This is a genomic window from Nocardia rhamnosiphila NBRC 108938 (genome assembly GCF_000720425.1).
Lineage (GTDB): Bacteria > Actinomycetota > Actinomycetes > Mycobacteriales > Mycobacteriaceae > Nocardia > Nocardia rhamnosiphila.
Map to the genome: position 1 here is coordinate 50,706 of NZ_JOAJ01000006.1, position 19,326 is coordinate 70,031.

Genomic DNA, 19,326 nt, shown 5'->3' on the forward strand with positions numbered 1-19,326 from the left:
GGGCCGCCTCAGGATTGTGGCGGAATGACTCCGGGCTGGTCGGGGGCGCGCTGTCCGGGCACCGGCCCGGTGATACCGGGCTGCCCGGCCGGATCCGAGAGCGGTACCGCGGTCGGATTCGGCGCCGCGGGCGGCTCCGGCTCCGCCGGATTCGCGGGAGCGGGTGGTTGCTCGGTCGCCGGTGGTTGGACGGGTGGTGCCGGTGCGGTCTCCCCGGGAGCGGGCTCCGCGGGGGGCGCCGAGCCGTCGGTCGGCTCCGGAATCTCGGATGCCGGTGGCTGTGGGGATCCGCCGCCGTGCTCCGGGGACGGCGCGGGCGTATCTTCCGGTGCCGTGGGACCCTCCGGCGTGGGAGCCGCCGGAGCCGAGTCGCCCCGCGGCACCGGCCGATCGGCGCCATCCCCGGATTCGGTGGTCTCGCCGCCTGGCGCGGTGGAATCCGCTGCCGCCGGTGCCGATTCCGCGCCGACCGCCGAATCGATTCGAGCGCGGGGTGCCGGCGCCGGCCCGAGCGGGGGCAGCGGACCGGGGGCGGCCGGCGGCTCGGGCAGCGCGGGCACCGCGGTACCCGCCGCGAGGTAGGCGGGTTTGTAGACCATGTTCATGGTGAGGATTGCTTCCTGGCGCAGCACCTCCTGCACCATCTGCGCGTCGATCACCTTGGCCGCCTCCAGCAGCCGGGCCAGCGCACCGACCGGGCCGGAATCTCCGGGCGGTACCACCGCGATCTTCACCGCTTCCGCGGCCGCGGCCACCGCACCCAGGCGCAACCCCACCTGACCGAGCACGCCGGCCAGTTCCTCCACCGAATCGGCGAAACTGCGGGTGCTGGCGAAGGCGGCGTCGGCGGCCTCACCGTCCCATTCCATCGCGTTCATCACCCGGTCCGCGCCGGCGCGGGTCAGTGGCAGCGAGGTCTGCAAGGTGGTGGCGGCGTGCATCCAGGTGCCGGAGGTCCGCAGGATCTCACCCGCATCGATCTGCTGCGTGGCCCGATAGATGTCCTCGTGACGCATGGCCTCGAAATGCTCCATGGCGCTGATGTAATCGGGATCGGTCCCTGTCATAGAGCATCCTTCGAAGCGGTTGCATGTGGTCCGCGGAGGCCGTAGCGAAGGCGGAGGTTCCGTCGCATGGAACCTTCTTCGTAGCGGGTACATGTGGCGGCGGAGGCCGCAGCGAAGGCGAAGGTATCGCCTCTCATCGGTCGAGCCTCGCTTCGAGGGCGCGTACCGCGGCGGCGTTCGCGGCGTCGGCCTCGTCGTAGAGTCCGCCGCTGACCAGGAACGCTTCCTTCATCCGGTAGGCTGCTTCGATGTAGTGGTCGAGCAGGGCGGCGGCGTCGCGGGCCTTGTGCCCGAACCCGGCCTGGAGCTGCTGCGCCGAGACCAGACCACCGAAACCGTGCGGATCGGAGGCGTCCTCGAGGCGCTGTCGCAGGTAGATGAGCCGATCGGCCTGGCGGTCGTAGAGTTCCGCGCAGCGGCGTGCCGCCTCCGGATCGAACTTGACGGTCCCCGCATGGGCTGCCTGGCGGAACCGGACGATCTCGGCGCGGCTGTCTTCGATCTTCATTGACTGGCGTACCCCTCCGTCGGTCAGGTCCAGCGTAGCCGGAACGGTGGCTCTGGGCAGCCGGTCCGGCGCGATATCGGCTCAGCCGGGTATCCGCTTCTGCAGGTGCGCGGCGAGTTGTTCGGGGGAGGCGGGCACCATGTGCACGTTCTCGTCGGCCTTGAGTAGGTAGCGGCCGTCGTTTTCGACATCGAGCCAGGTGTAGTGCAGCGGCGGCGGCGGATTCGGCCGGTCCAGGTGCGGTTCGATCCGGATGTGGCCGTCGGCGGTGTGCGGGGCGCACAGCAGTTTCCGGATCAGCGGTGCGGCGCGTTCTTCCTGGATGACGGTTTCGGTATCGCGGACCGCCGCGGCCGAGGCGGTGCGGGCCGGGTGGCGGCCGGCGGGCGCCTTCGGCAGCAGTGCCGCCAGCCGGGCGCCGAGTTTCGTACTGTGCCCGATCGAGAGCTGGACCGGCCCGCCGAATTCCCGGGTGCGTCCGGGGGCCTGAACCGCCAGGACCGCGCGATCGTAGACGACGCAGCCCAGTACGCGTAGTTCCCGGCCCGGTTCGGGCGCCCCGCCGATGGCGATCACCCGGGTCTGTGGCAGCGCGAGAATGCGCAGGCAGGCGTCGAGATCGGGGTCCGGCGGGAACCGCTGGGCGAGTTCGGCGCGCAGGAGCCGGGCGTCGCGCTCGGTGCGCGGCGATTCGAGTACCCGCAGCGGATAGGGGATCCGGTCCAGGTCGGCGCGACGCCATACATACGCGAACTCGTCGGGGGTCAGGCTCCAACTCACGCGGAATCACATCCTCACCGAAACCTGCGCGGGCCTTCTCAGACTATCGGTTGTTTCGCGCCGACCCGACTCGGACAGCCGGGGCCGGTGACCCCCGCGGTCGGACACAAAAGCCGAATACGCGGTGGACGAGGTCGTTCTCGGGTTTACTCGTCGGCACGGACGACGATGTCCTGTTGTGGCAGACCGGGTTGGAGGTCGGTTCTTGCGGGTGCTCGGGACGGACGATACCGAGACGGAGATCAGGGCGCGGTGTGGTGCGGCCCCCCGGCCGTGCGCGCCGGGGAAGCGACTACCGGGGTGGACGGGCGTCGCGTGTGCTTTCCGCCGCGGGAGCGGGCGATGGCGGGGGTGATCCGGGGCGCGGGTGAGCCGGTGGCGCCGGGGGAACCGCGGATCTGGGACGATGCCACCACCACCGAGGCCTTCCCCGGGGCCACCGCGCCGCTGGTCTTCACCCTCGCCGCCGGAATCCACGGCCGGGTCTGCCGCGAATACGCGCGTTCGCTCGGTGTTCCGGCGGACCAGCTGGCGCAGACGGATGCGTGGACGCCCTATCTGCTGGGCAGTTTTCACGGGCGGGTCTATCTCGATCTGCTGCACTGGTATCGGCTTGCGGCGATCGCGCCAGGGCAACGACTGAACCGGCGCGGACTGGAGGCGGTGCTGGGCGCGGCCGACCCGCTGCTCGACGAGATCGCGGAAACGCTGCGTCCCTTCACCTTCGAGTCGGGGGCGCGCCGGGTCCGCTCGCGGGCCCGCACGACCGCGGCCTTCGTGCACCGGGCGTTGCGGACGGAATCGATGATGCGGGAGTTCCGCACCGAGTTCGGCCGCGTCTGTGACCGTTACGAGGCGACGGACTACAGGCACGGGGAGCACGCCTACGCGGAATATCGGCGCCTGGACCGGGAACTGGTCCTGCTGTGGGGCCCCGTCACGGTCCTGGACGCCCTCGCGCTGATCCTCACCGGCGCCGTGGTCGCGCTGACCGAGGCCTATCTGCCGGAGGCGCCCGCGTCGTTCCGGTACGTGGCGCTGCGGCCTCCCGCGGATATTGGATCACCCGGCGCATCGGAAACCCCGGCCGTCGGGGAGCCGGTCGTCACCGGAGAGGACCCGGACGCCTACCTCGACCGGATGCTGAGCGGTCCGCGCCGATGGCTCTACGACCTGGTGCGGGTGCGCGCGGCACGCTGTGCCGCGCACCGGGACACCATCCGGTCGAGCCGGACCCGTGCGGCGGGTCTCGCCGAGGCCATGATCCGGGTGATGGCCGATGACCTCGCCGGGCGCGCGATCCTCCGCGAGTCCGCCGACATCCGGTATCTCACCGCCGGTGAACTGCGCGACTGTTACGACCGGGTGCCGATACCGGATCTGCAAGCCCGGATCGCGGCCCGCAAGGCCGCCCACGCCGCCGGCGAGCTCTCGGCTCCGGTACGTTTCAGTACCGAAGGACCGGATTTCTCGGATGGGGAACTGGCAGAACAGGGTTGGACGCCGCGTGCCCGGATCGCGGCGGCGCACGACGGCGAAGTGCTCACCGGAACCGCGTCCGCCGCGGGCGTGGCCGAGGGGGCCGCGGTGGTAGTGGACCGATCGGGCGATCCGGCCCCGGGGGTCCTGGTCACCGAGAGCGCCGATCCGCACTGGGTGGCGGCACTACCCTCGGCGTCGGCCCTGGTGATCGAACACGGTGGCCCGCTCACCGCGGTGGCGACCGTCGCCCGTGCGCTCGGTGTGCCCACGGTGGTCCGGGTGCCGGGATGTACCGCGAAACTGCGGACCGGTATGCGCCTGCGGGTGGATGGGTCCGCGGGCACGGTGACGGTGTTGTCCGGGGTGGGCCGGAGATGAGGTGGAACAGATGACCGATCCGCAGACCGCGCGACCCGCCGCGCCGCCCCCGCCGGACCCGCTGGCGGCGCTGTTGTCGGCGCTCACCCCGGCCGAGGACAAGGCCGGCGCCTACCACGGCGATACCTATGTGCTCGAATGCGTCGATCAGCTGCGGCGGTTGCGGGTCGACCCCGCCGCGTTCGCGGCCCGCCATTCGTTGCTGCTGCTGGCGCCGGGCGCCATCGTCTCCCGGGCGGTGGATCCGACGCTGAAATGGCTGTCCGGCAACGGCTTCCGGGTGGTCGACGCGGCCGCGGTGCCGTTGAACCGGCATCTGGTGCGCGCCCTGTGGCGCTACAGCTGGAATACCGCCTCACCGGAGCGGCGCCGGCTCACCGACCTGCTGGCCGGGATATCCGAGGCGCTGCTGCTGGTCGTCACCGGACCCGACGGTGAGCTACCGGCCCCGGTGCGGCTGGCCGAAGGCGCGGGGCCCGACGATCCGGCGCAGCGCCGCCCGGGACAGTTGCGCTATCTGCTCGGACAGCGCAGCACAGTGCTCAACCCCGTGCACACCCCGGAAGACCCCGCCGATGTCGTGCGGGAACTGGCCATCTTCTTCCCCGAGACCCGCCGTGCCGAGGTGATCTCGCGGGCCTACACCGGCGCCGACAGCGCCGAGACCGCCCGGACCCTCGCCGATGCCCTCTACGCCCGGACGCCGTGCCGTTCTTTCGACAAGTCCGTCGCGCTCGATCGCCTCCTGCGCGATCTGGATCGGGCGGGCGCGCCCGCGCCGGCGGATTTCGATGCCGGGTCCGCGGGCGCCTGCGCCGCGATGCTGACCCGGGCGCTGGCGTCCGGGCTGGATATCGACCCGTGGTCGGCGGTCGTCCTGGGCGCGGAGGTGCTGCCGATGCGGGCCGACGCCGGACCACGGGCCCTGCGCCCGGTGACCGCGGCCGACTGGCGGGCCGGCGCGCGCTGACCCCGGGGTGCCGACGAGCGTGTCACCGGTAATCGGCCACCTGCGAGAATTCGCGAATGCACATCGCGATCGGCCTGGTTGTCCTGGTGGCCTCGGCGGCGGCCGTGGCGGCGCTGGCGCGCCGGGCCGGCATCTCCGAGCCCCTCGCCCTGACCGTGGCCGGGGTCGCCGCGTCGTATCTGCCGTTCGTCCCCGAGGTCCATCTGGAACCGGAGGTGGTGCTGCTCGGCCTGCTGCCGCCGCTGCTGTATACGGCGGCGATACGTACCTCGCTGGTGGATTTCCGAGCAAATATCGGCGCGATCGCGCTGCTGTCGGTGGGCCTGGTCCTGTTCAGTACGTTCGCGGTGGCCGCGGTCGTCTGGTGGCTGCTGCCGGTGCCGTTCGCCGTGGCCGTGGCGCTGGGCGCGGTGGTGGCGCCGCCGGATGCCGTGGCCGCGACCGCGGTGGCGCGGCGGATCGGGATGCCGCGCCGGATCGTGTCCATTCTCGAAGCGGAGTCGCTGTTCAACGACGCGACCGCACTGGTGGCATTGCGGACCGCGATCGCGGCGTCGGCGGGTGCGGTCTCGGTGTGGAACGCCGGCGGTGATTTCCTGCTCGCCGCCGGTGGCGGCGCGGTGGTGGGAATCGCGGTCGCGTACGCGCTCGCCCTGCTGCGCCGGCGGATCACGGACCCGGTCCTGGATACGACCCTGTCCTTCCTGGCGCCGTTTCTGGCCTATCTGCCGGCCGAGGAGATCCACGCCTCCGGCGTGATCGCCGTGGTGACCTGCGGGATGATCCTCGGGCACGGGGCACCGGTGTGGCAGAGCGCGGCCTCGCGTACCGCCGAACGCATCAACTGGGGCACCGTGCAGTTCATCCTGGAGAGCGCGGTGTTCCTCATCATCGGGCTGCAGGTGAACACGATCGTCCGGGACGCCTGGGCGAGCGGGCTGGACCACGGCACCCTGATCGTCACGGCGATCGCGGTCCTGCTGGCGGTGATACTGGCGCGACCGGTCTGGATCTTCGGCTATGCCCTCCTCGAGCGGGCCTTCGGGCGGTCGCCGGCGCCCGCGGCCCATTCGACCGTGGTCTCCTGGGCCGGGATGCGCGGGGTGGTGACCCTGGCCGCCGTGCTGCTGCTGCCCGCGAACACTCCACAGCTGCCGGTATTGAAGCTGCTGGCACTGGTCGTTGTCGCGGGGACTCTGCTGCTCCAGGGCACCTCGCTGTCGTGGCTGGTCCGGCGGCTGCGGCTGCGTGGGCCGAGCCGTGCCGAGGACGCGCTGCAGAAGGCGAATCTGCTGACCCAGGCGTCCAACGCGGGACTCGCCGCGCTGGACGCGGCGATCGGTCCGGACACCCCGGAGGAGGTCGTGCACTCGCTGCGCGACCGGGTCACCTGGCGGACCAATGCGGCCTGGGAGCGGCTGGGCCGGCCGGAATCCGAGCTGGCGACCCCCACCGCCGAATACCGCCGGTTGCGGTTGGAGATGTTGCGGGCCGAACGGGAGACGGTGCTGCGGGTCCGCGACTCGGGTGGGGTGGACTACGAGATCCTGCAGCATGTACTGGCCCGGCTGGACCTCGAGGAGTCCATGATCGACCGGTTCGACGAGGGCGACGAGGAGGAGCGGCCCGAGCCGCTGGCGGTCCCCGGCGGCGCGGCCGAGGACTGCGCGCATCTGCGGGCAGCCCCGCTGGTGTGCGAATCCGACGGGCCGGACGTATGCGCGCAGTGTGTGGCGGAGGGCCTGACATGGGTACATCTGCGCATGTGCCTGACCTGCGGGAATATCGGCTGCTGTGATTCCTCGCCGGGGAACCACGCGGCCGGGCACTACACCTCGACCGATCATCCGGTCATGCGCAGTGTGGAGCCCGGTGAGGCGTGGCGCTGGTGCTACGTCGACGAACTCCTGGGCTGACCTGCGCGGCAGCCACCCGGTGGGCAGATCGGCACCGGCCCGTGGCCGCCGGACCCGGAGTCGCGGACGGTGCGCCCCGGAGCGTGCCGGTTCTCCGGGATGGTGCCGCGACCGTCGCCGAGGTGACCAGGGGCGATTCCGGTAGTCGCCGCCCGAGCCGGGGAGCGGGCGGCGGGTACGGCGGGCGGGCCGCTGTCGGTGGCCTGCGGCAGTATGGGCGCCATGACGACAGCACCGGGCAGCACCATGGGCGGGGCCGGCGAAGTCGCCGGCGAACTACGGGAGCACGCGGAGGCGCTGCTGCGCGAGCTCGCCGGGCCGGGCGCCCGCTTGCGGGAGGACCAGTGGACCGCGATCGAAGCGCTCGTGGTCGGTAAACGACGGGCGCTGGTGGTGCAGCGCACCGGGTGGGGTAAATCCGCGGTCTACTTCATCGCGGCGAAACTGCTGCGCGCGCAGGGTCGCGGGCCCACCGTCATCGTCTCGCCGTTGCTGGCCCTGATGCGCAACCAGGTCGCCTCGGCCCAGCGGGCCGGAGTGGTCGCGGCGACGATCAACTCCGGCAATGTCACCGAATGGGACGAGATCCACCAGCAGGTGGCGGCCGGTTCGGTGGATGTACTGCTGGTCAGCCCCGAACGACTGAACAACCCCGATTTCCGGGACCAGGTACTGCCTCGGCTCGCCGCCGACGCCGGGCTCGTGGTGATCGATGAAGCGCACTGCGTCTCCGACTGGGGCCACGATTTCCGCCCGGACTACCGCCGCATCCGTACGCTGATCGCCGACCTCGGCGCCGACGTACCGGTTCTGGCCACCACCGCCACGGCCAACGACCGGGTGGTGACCGATGTGGCCGGGCAGATCGGCACCGACACCCTGGTCCTGCGCGGGGACCTCGACCGTGAGTCGCTGCACCTGTCGGTGGTCCGTTTCGACGACGCGGTGGAACGCACCGCCTGGCTCAGCGGTCGGCTGGACCGGTTGCCGGGTTCCGGGATCGTATACACCCTGACCGTGGCCGGCGCCCACGACCTCGCCGATGTGCTGAACTCCCACGGCCACAAGGTCGCCGCCTACACCGGCCAGACCGACCCCACCGAACGGGAAGCTCTCGAGGCCGCTCTGCTGAACAACGAGGTCAAGGCGCTTATCGCCACCTCCGCGCTGGGTATGGGCTTCGATAAGCCCGATCTGGGTTTCGTGGTTCACGTGGGTGCGCCGTCCTCGCCGATCTCCTACTACCAGCAGGTCGGCCGCGCCGGGCGCGCGACCGAACGCGCCGAGGTGATCCTGCTGCCCGGTCCCGAGGACACCCGCATCTGGAACTACTTCGCCTCGGTCGCCTTTCCCCGCGAACAGGTGGTCCGGTCCGTCCTCGAAGCGCTGGACCGGGAGCGGCCGCAGTCCACCGCCGCCCTGGAACCGCTGGTCGAACTGAACCGCTCCCGGCTCGACATGGTGCTGAAGGTGCTCGATGTGGACGGTGCGGTCCGCCGGGTACGTGGCGGCTGGCTCGGCACCGGCGAGCCCTGGACCTACGACGCCGACCGGTACGAACGGCTCGAGGCGGCCCGCACGGCCGAACAGCAGGCCATGCTCGACTACCAGAGCACCACCGGCTGCCGGATGGAATTCCTGCGCCGCCAGCTCGACGACCCGGCGCTCCTGGCCGCCGCACCGGGTACCGGCGCCTGTGGCCGCTGCGACAACTGCACCGGCGAGTATCGCGAGACCACCGTCGACACCGAGGCGGTGGCCGCCACCCGGGCCCGGCTCGACCGGCCCGGTATCGATCTCGCGCCACGTAAACAGTGGCCGACCGGGATGGCGAAACTGGGGGTGTCGCTGTCCGGCAAGATCGCCGAGGGCGCCGAGACCGGACGAGTGCTGGGCCGGCTGAATTCGCTGGGCTGGGGCCGGCGGCTGCGCCCGATCCTCGACGGTCCCGACGGCCCGGTTCCCGACGAGGTGGTCGACGCGTGCGTTCCGGTACTGCGGGAATGGGACTGGGCCGTCCGGCCCACCGCGGTACTGGCCCTGGAGTCCGAGACGCATCCGGTGCTCACCGGATCGCTGGCCGAACGCCTCGCCGGGATCGGCCGGCTGCGTAACCTGGGTACGCTGCGCATCCGTCCGGACCGGCCACCTGTCTCCGCCGTCAACTCGGCCCACCGGGTCGCCGCCCTGTACGACGGGTGGGAGGTTCCCGACCTCGGGGCGGCGGACGGTCCGATCCTGCTGGTGGACGCCCTCACCGACACCGGCTGGACGTTCACCGTCGCGGCGTGGGCGCTACGCCGGGCGGGCGCCCCGGCGGTTCTTCCGTTCGCCCTGGCGACCCCGGCCTGACCGGCGCGGCCGAGGCGGCCGCCGACCTGTTTCGCCCCCTGACTGTGGGCAGTCGGTCGAGCAGGGCGAACAGGCCGATGAGGACTATCGCCAGGACGACCACCAGAAGCGTGTTGGTCACCGCCGTCGCGTATCCCTTCCGCACGACGTCGAGGAACGGATACGGGTACCAGTCCGTCACGGCGCCGTGGGCGAAGGTGTAACCGATCCAGGCGACCGGCCAGATCAGCGCGGCGGCGATCGTGCGCCGGTCGATCCGGGGCCGGGGCCCGAACAGCAGCCAGGCGGCCAGGCCGGCCCAGGGGGCGAGGTAGTGGAAGCCGAAATTCGCCCACCACGCCGCGCCGGTGAGATGTACTTCGTCCGCGAGTACCAGGGCGAAGACCAGGCCGGTGATCACGACCCCCAGCAGGGAATCCAGCCGCAGCACCCGCCAGAGCGGCCCGTCCCGTACCGGATTCGAGGCCAATCCCGCCGATGTCACCAGCAGGAACAGGTTGCTCTGGATGGTGAAATAGCTGAATAGGCGGACCAGTCCGGTCCCGATACCGGCGTCCGGTTCCGCGCGACCCGAGTTCGCGTCCGGGCCGCCGGTGAACAGCAGCGCCAGCTGGGTCACCAATGCGGCCGCGATCACCAGCGCGATCGCGAGATGACAGGCCCTGGCGGCGAAATCGGCCGCGGCGGCCCGCTCGGCCGGCCGAATATGCGCGTTCACACCGGCCCATCCTGCCGTCGCCGACCGCGCTCGTGACAGCGACACGCGACAGCGGATGCGTAACCGGGCCCGGGTGCGGCAGGATCTGTGCGGTGACCACATTGCCCGAGAAGGCCGCCGCATTCCTCGAACTCCATCGCCCCGGTGACCCGGTGATCCTGCCCACGGTGTGGGATGCCTGGTCGGCGGATCTCGTCCAGCAGGCCGGTTTCCCGGCGCTCACGGTCGGCAGCCATCCGCTCGCCGATTCGCTCGGCAAATCCGATCACGAGGGCATGGCCTTCACCGATGTGCTCGGCCGCGTCCGGGAGATCACCTCCGCGGTGGACGTGCCGGTCTCGGTCGATCTCGAATCCGGATACGGTGTCGAGCCGGCGGCGCTCATCGATGGGTTGTTGCAGGCCGGTGCGGTCGGCTTCAACCTGGAGGACACCGTGCACAAGGAAGGCGGGCGGCTGCGCGAACCGCAGGAGCACGCCGATCTCGTGGGCCGGTTGCGGCAGGCGGCCGACGACAGCGGGGTGCACGTCGTCGTGAACGCCCGCACCGATCTGCTGCTCGCCCCCTCCGGTGATCCCGCCGAACTCGTCGGCCCGGCGATCGAACGGTTGCGGCTGGCGGCCGCGGCCGGGGCCGACGTGCTGTATCCGGTCGGCCGCTACGGGCCGGATGTGCTGGCCCGGCTGTGCGCCGAATTGCCGTTGCCGGTCAACGCGGTCACCGTGCCGGAGCAGGGGGACAAGGCCTACTTCGCGGAAGCCGGGGCGGCGCGCGTGAGCTTCGGGCCGTTCCTGCAGGCCGCGCTCGCGGTGGAGGCGAAACGACTGCTGGAACCCTGGAAATAACTCCCCGGCGGTGAACGGCGCGGGGCCCGGGCCGTTCAGGATTCCGGGGCGGGCTCCTCGTCGAGATCCACCTCGTCACGGTCGGCCCACTCGATCAGCTGCCGCAGATCGAATACCGCGTCGTCGATTCCCGCGTGCAGATCGCCGAGTCGGCGGTACCGGGCGGGCACAGTGGCGACGGTGAAATCGCGGGGGTGGATATCGTCGATCTCATCCCAGCTCACCGGGGTGGAGACCGTGGCGGCGGGATTACCGCGCACCGAATACGCGGCGGCGATCGTATGGTCGCGCGCGTTCTGGTTGTAGTCGATGAACAGTCGGCCCGGATCGCGGTCGCGCCGCCACCAGGTCGTCGTCACATCGTCGGGAGCCCGGCGGCGGACCTCTTCGGCGAAGGCCGAGGCGGCGCGGCGCACCTGCTGGAACCCGTGCTCCGGCGCGATCCGCACATAGACGTGCAATCCTTTGCCGCCCGAGGTCTTCGGCCAGCCGACCGCGCCGATCTCATCGAGCACCTCGCGGACCACCCCGGCCACTCGCTGCACCCGTGACCACGGACAATCCGGCATGGGGTCGAGATCGATCCGCCATTCGTCCGGACTCTCGGTATCGGCCCGGCGCGAATTCCACGGATGGAACTCGACCGTGGACATCTGCACCGCCCAGATGACCTCCGCCAGTTCGCCGACGCAGAGTTCATCGGCGTGCCGTCCGTAACGCGGGAAGTACACCCGCACGGTCGACACCCAGTCCGGTGCGCCCGCGGGCAGCCGCTTCTGGTGTACTTTCCCGCCGGTCAGCCCCTTCGGGAAGCGGTGCAGCATGCAGGGCCGATCCCGCAGCGCGTTGACGATCCCATCGCCCACGCTCAGGTAGTACTGCACCAGATCGAGTTTGGTCACGCCGGACTCCGGGAAGTAGACCCGGTCGGGGTTGGAGATACGCACCTCGCGTTCTCCGACCGTCAATTCCACCGCCGCGCCCGCACCGCCAGCCATGGTCCGACCCTAGCCGCCGCACGCGGTTCGGGTTCGGTTGTCCATGGCGCGTCGGTCTCCCGGCCGCGCTATGGGTACCGATACCTGTCCGCCGGTCGACGCCACGGCCCCGTTTCCGGGTGCTCAGCGGACGACGGGCTCTACCCAGCGTCGCAAAGCGTCGATGGTGGTTTCCGGGGAGGTGTTGAAGCACAACCGTATGCCGGGCACGAGCTCGACGACCACGTTCACCAGCCGTTCGAACAGCAGCGTGTGCTCGGCCGCCATGCGTACGCCCGCGCCGATCATCGCCACCCCGAACGATCGGTCCGCCGCGCATTCGCGCAGCTTCGCCTCGGCCGCGTCCGGGTCCGCCGGTACCTGACACGACACGAGGTCGAATCCGGCCTCACGCAGAGCTGTCTCGCCCGCGGCGATCCGGGCGGTGAGGGTCGCCGCATCGATGTGCGGATAGCGGCTGTAGTCCACGGCACCGGGATCCAGTCCGATCGACAGTACGGTCGTCCCGCTCGAATGCTGTCGATCCATCGGATCGCCCTCCGATCTCAGGTATACGAACAGTGCTGTACACAGTGTCAGCAGCGCGGTGACGATCGCCGCGGCCCTCACCACCGGGCAGTTCCGTTCCTGTCGAAGAACCCGCCGGTGGGCCCGTCGGGGCCGATAGATGCCAGGTCGATGATGATCTCGGCACCTTGGGACACGGTCTGGAATCCGGTGTTGCCGGTGAGATCGGTGGCCGTGTAGCCGGGATCGACCGCATTGATATGGACACCGCCGAGTGCGCCCGCGTACATGGCGGTGAGCATGTTCAGGGCAGCCTTGGACGTCGAGTAGCCGAGCTCGGGTCGCACGAGGTCTGTCCATTTCGGATCGGTGACGGTCGTGATCGAGCCCATCCCGCTGGAGACCATGACGATGCGCGGATGATCGGAAGCGCGTAGCAGGGGAAGAAAGGCGTGGATCACCCGGATCGGGCCGAGCACATTGGTGTCCAACACCCGGCGCACCTCGTCGGCGCGGGTGGCGGCCGGAGGCGTGCTCGGACCGCCGATCGCCGCATTGTTGACCAGCACGTCCAAGCGGCCCGTCGCGGCCCGCACGGTGGCCGCCGCGGCGGCCACCGATTCGTCGGAGGTCACGTCCAGCGTGACGAGGCGGGCCCGCACACCTTGCTCGGCCAGCTCCGCCACTGTGGCGCCACCGCGTGCGGGATCGCGTGCACCGAGGAACACCTCCCAGCCCGATCCGGCCAGCCGGCGCACGGTTTCCCGGCCGAGTCCCTTGTTCGCGCCGGTGACCAGCGCGATCGTTGTTGTTGTCACGCTCGTAGTCTCGTGCCGGTCGCCGGTGGACTCCAGGGCCGGCGAGGCATGGGAGAGCGGGTCCCACCCCGCACCGCCGGTCCTCCGGCACCATAGGACGGTGGACAGAGCTGAGTTGGCCATGGTGCTGCGCACGGCGCGGTCCCGCATCGAACCGGCCGAGGTGGGCCTTCCGGCAGGACGCCGCCGACAAGTGTCCGGGCTCCGGCGCGAGGAAATCGCGCAACTGGCCGGGCTCAGCGTCGACTACATCGTCCGGCTCGAACAAGGGCGCGGCTCCAAACCTTCCGATCAGGTGCTCGGCGCCTTGGCTCGGGCGCTGCGGTTGAGCGACTCCGACCGTGATCTGATCTTCCGGCTCGCCGGATCCGAGCCCCCGGGGATGGGACGCATTCCCATGCTGGTCCGGCCGAGCGTCCTGCGGCTGCTGGACCGCTTGGCGGGCCTGCCCGCGCTGGTGTTGTCCGCCAAATCCGATGTGCTGGCCTGGAACCCGCCGGCGGCGGCGCTGTTCGGCGACTGGTCCGCACAGCCGCCCGCGCAGCGAAACCTCATCCGGCAGCGGTTTCTCGGGGCCGGACCGGACCGAGTGGTGGAGACAGAAGATCAGGCCGGGGCCACCGACTGCGTCGGTTGTCTGCGTACGGCGCAGGCCAGATACCCACGAGATCCGAGTCTTGCCGGGCTGATCGACGAACTCCGGTCCGGCAGCCCGCGGTTCGACGAGTTGTGGCGGGCCGGGCGCTCCGGACGGCTGCGTAGTCGCACCGCTTCCGTTGTCCATCCGGAGCTGGGCACCCTCACCCTGGACTGCGATGTTCTGTCGGTGCCGGAAGCGGATCAGACGGTCATTGTCTACTCGGCCGCAACCGGCACCGCTACCGCCTCGGCGCTCGAACTGCTCCGCCGTACCGGTCGCGTCTGATCCGGCCCGGCCGGTGCAGTGCGGCGCGTGGTGTGGAGAACGCCGTACCGGGGAGCTGCGATACCGACGTGCCGGGCAAGCTAACCGGGCGTCGTATCGATGGCCCGGTTCGGCGTCGCGGGCGGCAGGTACGCACCGGCGTCGGCGGACTCCGCGGCCGTCAGGCTGCCCAGCAGCGACAGCGCGCGTTCGGACGGTGAACCGGGTTCCGCGTGGTAGACGATGAGCGTCTGCCCGGGTACACCGTTCACGGTGAAACTCTCGTACGAGAGGGTCAGTTCGCCGACCATCTCATGGTGGAACCGTTTCTTCCCGGCCGTTTTGGTGCGCACATCGTGCCGGGCCCACAACTGCCGGAAATCCTCGCTCTTGAGCGAGAGTTCGCCGACGAGTTCGGTCAATTGCGGGTCGTCCGGATCGGTGCCCGCCGTCGCGCGCAGACTGGCGACCGTATCCGCGGCGATCGAGTTCCATTCGGGGTACACATCGCGCGCCCTCGGGTCGAGGAAGACCATCCGCACCTGGTTGATTCCGGGGACCGAGCACGCGTTCACCGCGACGGCCAGCGGGTTGGCCGCCAGGACGTCGAGGCTGCGCCCCAGGACGAGGGCCGGCGTCCGCTCCCACAGATCCATGAGCCGCAGCAGTCCGGGCGCCACGCGTTCGGGCCGGCGGGGTCGTTTCGGCCGGGCCGGCGCCGGGCGGGCCAGCTCCCGCAGGTGCGCGGTACCTTCCTCGTCCAGTGAGAACACCCGGGCCAGGGCGCTGACCACCTGTTCCGACGGATGTTTGTCCCGGCCCTGTTCGAGCCGGATGTAATAGTCCGCGCTCACCCCCGCCAATAACGCGATCTCCTCCCGCCGCAGTCCGGCGACCCGCCGCTGCCCGCCGCCGGGCAATCCGAAGTCCTCCGGCCGGACCAGTTCACGGCGGGCCCGCAGGAACGCGCCCAGGCGGTTGTCCGAATGCATGTGTTCCAGGGTAGGGGCGGCCCTGCCCGGCCGGGTGGCCCTGCGACTACCAGGAAGTCCGCGACCTGGCAGCACTCCCGGCCCGGAGCGAGGGTCGAAGCATGACGAACAACGAGAATCCGAACGGACGAGTGGCAGTGGTCACCGGAGCTTCCAGCGGGATCGGTGCCGCGACCGCGCGCCGGCTCGCCGCGGACGGCGTGCGGGTCGCTGTGCTGGGCCGCCGCAAGGAACGCCTCGAAGAACTGGCCGCCGAACTCGGTGGCGGCGCGATCGCGGTGGTCGCCGATGTGACCGATCGCGATTCGGTGCGCGACGCCGCCGCCACGGTGCGGGCCGCGCTGGGGCCGGTCGATCTGGTGGTGGCGAATGCGGGCGTGATGCTCGGCGCGCCCTTCGAAGCCGCCGATGTCGAGGAGTGGGATCAGATGGTCGGGACCAATGTGACCGGCCTGCTGCACACCGCACGGGCCTTCATCGACGATCTGCTCGCGGCCGCCGGCGCCGGCAACCGGGCCGATCTGGTGCTGGTGGGGTCGGTCGGCGGGCACGCCATATTCCCCGAGTACGCCGTGTACACCGCGACCAAGGCCGCGGTGGCGCATCTGACCCGCAACCTGCGCGCCGAATTCGGTCCCCGCGGAGTCCGGGTGAAGAACGTCGAACCCGGTTTCGTGGCCACCGAACTCGGCGCGGGTATGCGCGGGGAGAAGCAACAGGCCCAGCTGTCGGAGTGGCGTACGGCTTTCACGATCCTGGAGCCGGGGGATATCGCGGACGCGATCGCGTTCGCCACCTCGGTGCCGGCGCGGCTGAATGTGGCCGAGTTGATCCTGGTGCCCACACAGCAGGGCTGATTTCCGGGCGAAAAGCCCCGGTCCCGCCCGGTGCCGGGCGGGACCGGGGCCCGAGCGGACGGATTCAGCGCGCCGTCGCGACCAGCGACCGCTCGGCGCCGCGGCCCCGGCGCACCGCGGGCAGGATCCCACCCACCCAGAGGGCGAGGGTGAAGTACACGATCTGCTCGGGGATCCGGAACCACAGCGGCGTGGCCGCTTCGCCGTTGAGCGGAATATCGTTCAGCGCGGCATGGATATTCGCCGGGATCATGATCACGAGTAGCGCCGCGAGACCCAGGCCGGCCCAGCGGCGGGTGGCGGTCACCACCAACCCCACGGCACCGGCCAGTTCCAGGACGCCGGTGGCGTAGACCGCGAAGTCCGCGAACGGAACAAAGGACGGGACCATGGCCGTCAGGTCGTCGTGGCTGGGCATCACGGTGACCGAGTCGGGTACGAAATGCGCCAGCCCGGTCATGGTGAACAGGAACGCCAGCCCGTGGGCGGCGCTGACCCGCCAGGTGTCGAAGCGCCGGACGCCGATCCGGCCGAGTAGCCGCAGGACCAGTGTGGGGACCACGAACAGCATCAGGGTGTCGAACATGCGGTTCCTCCGAGGCGGGAGTCGGTGTCCGGTCGCACGGCGCCGGGCAGATCTTGTGGTTATCGACTGATAACAAGTCGATGGTATGCATCGAATGATAACTAGTCAATATGCGGCTCGGTCAGGATGCGCACCACCCGCCGGCGGCTTTGTTGGCCCACTGTTCTCCGTCGGTTGGACATCCGGTTTGCCGGACGGCGTGGTGGTCGGTGAACCTCGGGTGTGCGAGGGTGCGGGGCAGCGTGCGGGACCGGCCCGGACCGCCCGCACCCGCCGGCCGGCCCGGAGGAGTGTGTATGACCGCTCGACCCGAAGAGCTCACCGCGGCGCAGTCGCCGCCGCCGGACGAGGTGGCCGAGCGGCCACGGCCGGATGCAGCTGCACGGCAACCGCGGCAGTACGACGCCGACGCGCCGTCGCGGCCGGATGGCGCTGCCACGCAGGGGTCGCAGGGGGACGATGCTGCCGCGCAGAAGCGACGGAACAACGGTGCCGCGCAGGACCGGCTGGATGACGGTGTCACACGGGGTCTGCTGGATGACGGTGATGCGCAGGACCGGCTGGATGTCGATGCCGCGCAGAGAATTCCGGACGACGGCGCCGCGCCGGAGCGACAGGAGGACGGCGCTGTGCAGACGAGGCCGGGTGGTACGCGGTACCGGCAGCGGGAGTTGCGGCGTACCGCGCTCGCCACTCTGCTCGCGGCCGTGCTCACCCCGGTCGCGGTCGGTATCGCGGCCAACGGCGCGGCGACCGCCGGCCGCTGGTGGGACACCACGGACCGCTGGCTCTCGCCCGCACAGTCAGTGCTCGGGGCGGGGTTGTTATTGGTTGTCGCCGGCCTGGCCGCGTACGAACCCGCCGCGGCGGTGATTGCCGGACTGGTCTGGGGCGCAGTACCGGCCGCAGTCCAGATCGCCGCGCCGGGACAGACCTATCGGCTGATCTCGTCGCTGCCCGGCCTGCCCACCGACCTCGCCCGTGCGCTGCACACCTGGTTGTCGAGCGGGATGCTGCTGTTGATCGGTGTCCTGCTGGCGGGGGCCGGGATCGCCGTCGCGCTACGCCGGCGCGGACTGCCCGGCTGAGGTCCGCCGATGACCTCCCGCCGCACGATCACCCGGGCGGCGGAGCAGGTGCGGGATCGTCGGTGCGCGCTGCCCGGGACGGCCACCGCGTCCGGGAAGAGCAGTGCGCAATGGTTCGCGCGCGCTGTCGGAACCGCGTCCGGTAGGCCGGGCGATGGGAACCGCCCGGCATACCGGCACCGCGGATCGGAGCTGCACGCACCGCGATCTCAGCCCTTCACACACAGCACCTGGCGCAGTGTCGCCACCACATCGACCAGATCGCGCTGGGCGTCGATCACCTCGTCGATGTTCTTGTACGCGGCCGGGATCTCGTCGACCACGCCCGCGTCCTTCCGCGATTCCACACCCTCGGTCTGGGCGATCAGATCCGCGACGCTGAACTGCCGCTTGGCCGCGTTACGGCTCATCCGGCGGCCCGCACCGTGGGACGCGGACTGGAACGAATCCGGATTGCCCTTACCGCGCACCACATAGGACCGGGTGCCCATCGAACCCGGAATGAGCGCCATATCGCCCGCTCCCGCCCGTACCGCGCCCTTCCGGGTCACCAGCATGGGTACACCGTCGATCGTTTCCTCCGCCACATAGTTGTGATGGCAGCTGATCGGGGTGTCGAACAGCACGTCCCGGGTGGGGAACTGCTTGCGCACCGCCTCGCACACCAGCGCCAGCATGACCGCGCGGTTACGCGCCGCGTACTCCTGGGCCCAGGTCAGGTCGTGTCGGTAGGCGGCCATTTCCGGGGTGTTCCCCAGGAACACCGCCAGATCGCGATCGACCAGGTTCTGGTTGTGCGGGAGTTTGCGGGCCACGGCCATATGCCGCTCGGCGAGCTCCTTGCCGATATTGCGGCTCCCCGAATGCAGCAGGATCCAGACCTGATCGTCCTGGTCCAGGCACACTTCGATGAAGTGGTTGCCACCGCCGAGTGAACCCATCTGCTTGTGCGCCTTGGACTCCCGCGCCGCCACGGCATCGTCGAGGTCGCCGAACGCCGACCAGAACCGGTCCCAGCCGGTGCGCAGGGTCGCGGTGGCGACTCCGGACGGCCCGGGCGCCAGTTTATTCACCGAGACCGGGTGCTGGTGGGCGGCGAAACCGACCGGCACCGCCGCCTCGATCGCCGACCGCAGGGCGCGCAGATCGTCGGGGAGGTCGGCGGCGGTCAGATCGGTGCGGACGCTCTCCATCCCGCAACCGATATCCACGCCCACCGCGGCCGGGGCGACCGCGTCGCGCATGGCGATCACCGAACCGACCGTGGCGCCTTTCCCGAGGTGCACATCCGGCATGACCCGGACGCCGTGGACCCATTCCAGCCGGGCGATATTGCGCAGCTGTTGCAGCGCCTGCGCCTCGATATCGTGCTCATGGGCCCACATCAACGTCCGTGCCCGGGTGCCGGACAGCTCGACGGGAAACATCGTCTTGTTCCTTCCCTCCGGGGCGGACCGATATCCGCCGCCGTAATTCCACGGTAGGCCGCCGGATACGGGGAGGCGATCGAATTTCCGGGTGGGTGTGGGCGGGGTGCGCGGGCCCGCGGCGTGCGCCGAC

The 19,326-nt window shown here is 70.5% G+C and carries 18 protein-coding genes; 8 read left to right on the forward strand and 10 right to left on the reverse strand.

Annotation, left to right across the window (positions count from 1 at the left end; all coding sequences use genetic code 11):
- Positions 1–8 precede the first annotated feature (8 nt).
- The 3 genes from IG75_RS0121060 to IG75_RS0121070 all read right to left on the reverse strand — a co-directional run bounded on the left by IG75_RS0121060 (position 9) and on the right by IG75_RS0121070 (position 2,355).
- Positions 9–1,067: a hypothetical protein gene (locus IG75_RS0121060; protein WP_030523220.1), complete on the reverse strand. Its 1,059-nt coding sequence runs from the start codon at positions 1,065–1,067 to the stop codon at positions 9–11.
- A 133-nt stretch (positions 1,068–1,200) separates the two neighbouring features.
- Entirely contained in the window at positions 1,201–1,575 is a 375-nt protein-coding gene (locus IG75_RS0121065) for a hypothetical protein (RefSeq protein ID WP_030523219.1), read from the reverse strand.
- Positions 1,576–1,656: 81 nt separating this feature from the next.
- Positions 1,657–2,355 (reverse strand): ESX secretion-associated protein EspG, encoded by a 699-nt coding sequence (locus tag IG75_RS0121070; protein WP_030523218.1) that lies wholly within the window; start codon positions 2,353–2,355, stop codon positions 1,657–1,659.
- A gap of 342 nt (positions 2,356–2,697) precedes the next feature.
- Between IG75_RS0121070 and IG75_RS0121075 the strand changes: the two genes are divergently transcribed.
- The 4 genes from IG75_RS0121075 (at position 2,698) to IG75_RS0121090 (ending at position 9,453) form a co-directional block, all read left to right on the forward strand.
- On the forward strand, positions 2,698–4,215 hold the full coding sequence (locus IG75_RS0121075) for a PEP-utilizing enzyme (protein WP_051714779.1): 1,518 nt from the start codon (positions 2,698–2,700) through the stop codon (positions 4,213–4,215).
- A 10-nt stretch (positions 4,216–4,225) separates the two neighbouring features.
- Positions 4,226–5,185: a nucleoside-diphosphate kinase gene (locus IG75_RS0121080; RefSeq protein ID WP_051714810.1), complete on the forward strand. Its 960-nt coding sequence runs from the start codon at positions 4,226–4,228 to the stop codon at positions 5,183–5,185.
- 56 nt (positions 5,186–5,241) lie between these two features.
- A complete protein-coding gene (locus IG75_RS0121085; protein WP_030523215.1) occupies positions 5,242–7,101 on the forward strand; it encodes a Na+/H+ antiporter in 1,860 nt (619 codons plus the stop codon).
- Positions 7,102–7,323: 222 nt separating this feature from the next.
- Entirely contained in the window at positions 7,324–9,453 is a 2,130-nt protein-coding gene (locus IG75_RS0121090) for a RecQ family ATP-dependent DNA helicase (protein ID WP_245713443.1), read from the forward strand.
- On the opposite strand, the gene IG75_RS0121095 is transcribed toward IG75_RS0121090, so the two are convergent.
- On the reverse strand, positions 9,377–10,171 hold the full coding sequence (locus IG75_RS0121095) for a Pr6Pr family membrane protein (RefSeq protein ID WP_063834179.1): 795 nt from the start codon (positions 10,169–10,171) through the stop codon (positions 9,377–9,379). The genes IG75_RS0121090 and IG75_RS0121095 overlap by 77 nt on opposite strands.
- A 92-nt stretch (positions 10,172–10,263) precedes the next feature.
- On the opposite strand from IG75_RS0121095, the gene IG75_RS0121100 reads away from it, so the two are divergent.
- Positions 10,264–11,016, forward strand: a complete 753-nt coding sequence (locus IG75_RS0121100; RefSeq protein WP_030523212.1) for an isocitrate lyase/PEP mutase family protein — start codon at positions 10,264–10,266, stop codon at positions 11,014–11,016.
- A 35-nt stretch (positions 11,017–11,051) separates the two neighbouring features.
- Here IG75_RS0121100 and ligD read toward each other — a convergent pair whose 3' ends face one another.
- The 3 genes from ligD to IG75_RS0121115 all read right to left on the reverse strand — a co-directional run bounded on the left by ligD (position 11,052) and on the right by IG75_RS0121115 (position 13,339).
- Positions 11,052–12,014: a non-homologous end-joining DNA ligase gene (gene ligD, locus IG75_RS0121105; RefSeq protein WP_030523211.1), complete on the reverse strand. Its 963-nt coding sequence runs from the start codon at positions 12,012–12,014 to the stop codon at positions 11,052–11,054.
- Positions 12,015–12,137: 123 nt separating this feature from the next.
- Positions 12,138–12,626: a hypothetical protein gene (locus IG75_RS0121110; protein WP_210436831.1), complete on the reverse strand. Its 489-nt coding sequence runs from the start codon at positions 12,624–12,626 to the stop codon at positions 12,138–12,140.
- Complete coding sequence (locus IG75_RS0121115) at positions 12,620–13,339, reverse strand: SDR family NAD(P)-dependent oxidoreductase (protein WP_030523209.1); 720 nt, start codon at positions 13,337–13,339, stop codon at positions 12,620–12,622. The genes IG75_RS0121110 and IG75_RS0121115 overlap by 7 nt, the downstream gene beginning before the upstream one ends.
- Before the next feature lie 100 nt (positions 13,340–13,439).
- On the opposite strand from IG75_RS0121115, the gene IG75_RS0121120 reads away from it, so the two are divergent.
- Complete coding sequence (locus IG75_RS0121120; protein ID WP_030523208.1) at positions 13,440–14,264, forward strand: helix-turn-helix transcriptional regulator; 825 nt, start codon at positions 13,440–13,442, stop codon at positions 14,262–14,264.
- Positions 14,265–14,344: 80 nt separating this feature from the next.
- On the opposite strand, the gene IG75_RS0121125 is transcribed toward IG75_RS0121120, so the two are convergent.
- On the reverse strand, positions 14,345–15,235 hold the full coding sequence (locus tag IG75_RS0121125; protein ID WP_030523207.1) for a helix-turn-helix transcriptional regulator: 891 nt from the start codon (positions 15,233–15,235) through the stop codon (positions 14,345–14,347).
- A 101-nt stretch (positions 15,236–15,336) separates the two neighbouring features.
- Between IG75_RS0121125 and IG75_RS0121130 the strand changes: the two genes are divergently transcribed.
- Positions 15,337–16,092 (forward strand): SDR family oxidoreductase, encoded by a 756-nt coding sequence (locus IG75_RS0121130; RefSeq protein WP_030523206.1) that lies wholly within the window; start codon positions 15,337–15,339, stop codon positions 16,090–16,092.
- A gap of 64 nt (positions 16,093–16,156) precedes the next feature.
- Here the strand turns inward: IG75_RS0121130 and IG75_RS0121135 are convergent, their stop codons facing one another.
- On the reverse strand, positions 16,157–16,678 hold the full coding sequence (locus IG75_RS0121135; RefSeq protein ID WP_051714780.1) for a DoxX family protein: 522 nt from the start codon (positions 16,676–16,678) through the stop codon (positions 16,157–16,159).
- Between the two features lie 296 nt (positions 16,679–16,974).
- Here IG75_RS0121135 and IG75_RS38370 point away from each other — a divergent pair, with 296 nt between their 5' ends.
- Entirely contained in the window at positions 16,975–17,766 is a 792-nt protein-coding gene (locus IG75_RS38370) for a hypothetical protein (protein ID WP_051714781.1), read from the forward strand.
- A gap of 209 nt (positions 17,767–17,975) precedes the next feature.
- Here the strand turns inward: IG75_RS38370 and IG75_RS0121145 are convergent, their stop codons facing one another.
- Positions 17,976–19,193, reverse strand: coding sequence for an RtcB family protein (locus IG75_RS0121145; RefSeq protein ID WP_030523203.1), 1,218 nt, complete (start codon positions 19,191–19,193; stop codon positions 17,976–17,978).
- Between the last annotated feature and the right edge of the window lie 133 nt (positions 19,194–19,326).

What these genes read in the sequence shown, in the direction of transcription:
- IG75_RS0121060 (WP_030523220.1), bottom strand. Translation starts at nt 1,067, where the DNA reads ATGACAGGGACCGATCCCGATTACATCAGCGCCATGGAGCATTTCGAG.
- IG75_RS0121065 (WP_030523219.1), bottom strand. Translation starts at nt 1,575, where the DNA reads ATGAAGATCGAAGACAGCCGCGCCGAGATCGTCCGGTTCCGCCAGGCA.
- IG75_RS0121075 (WP_051714779.1), top strand. Translation starts at nt 2,698, where the DNA reads ATGGCGGGGGTGATCCGGGGCGCGGGTGAGCCGGTGGCGCCGGGGGAA.
- IG75_RS0121080 (WP_051714810.1), top strand. Translation starts at nt 4,226, where the DNA reads ATGACCGATCCGCAGACCGCGCGACCCGCCGCGCCGCCCCCGCCGGAC.
- IG75_RS0121085 (WP_030523215.1), top strand. Translation starts at nt 5,242, where the DNA reads ATGCACATCGCGATCGGCCTGGTTGTCCTGGTGGCCTCGGCGGCGGCC.
- IG75_RS0121090 (WP_245713443.1), top strand. Translation starts at nt 7,324, where the DNA reads ATGACGACAGCACCGGGCAGCACCATGGGCGGGGCCGGCGAAGTCGCC.
- ligD (WP_030523211.1), bottom strand. Translation starts at nt 12,014, where the DNA reads ATGGCTGGCGGTGCGGGCGCGGCGGTGGAATTGACGGTCGGAGAACGC.
- IG75_RS0121125 (WP_030523207.1), bottom strand. Translation starts at nt 15,235, where the DNA reads ATGCATTCGGACAACCGCCTGGGCGCGTTCCTGCGGGCCCGCCGTGAA.
- IG75_RS0121130 (WP_030523206.1), top strand. Translation starts at nt 15,337, where the DNA reads ATGACGAACAACGAGAATCCGAACGGACGAGTGGCAGTGGTCACCGGA.
- IG75_RS0121135 (WP_051714780.1), bottom strand. Translation starts at nt 16,678, where the DNA reads ATGTTCGACACCCTGATGCTGTTCGTGGTCCCCACACTGGTCCTGCGG.
- IG75_RS38370 (WP_051714781.1), top strand. Translation starts at nt 16,975, where the DNA reads ATGACCGCTCGACCCGAAGAGCTCACCGCGGCGCAGTCGCCGCCGCCG.
- IG75_RS0121145 (WP_030523203.1), bottom strand. Translation starts at nt 19,193, where the DNA reads ATGTTTCCCGTCGAGCTGTCCGGCACCCGGGCACGGACGTTGATGTGG.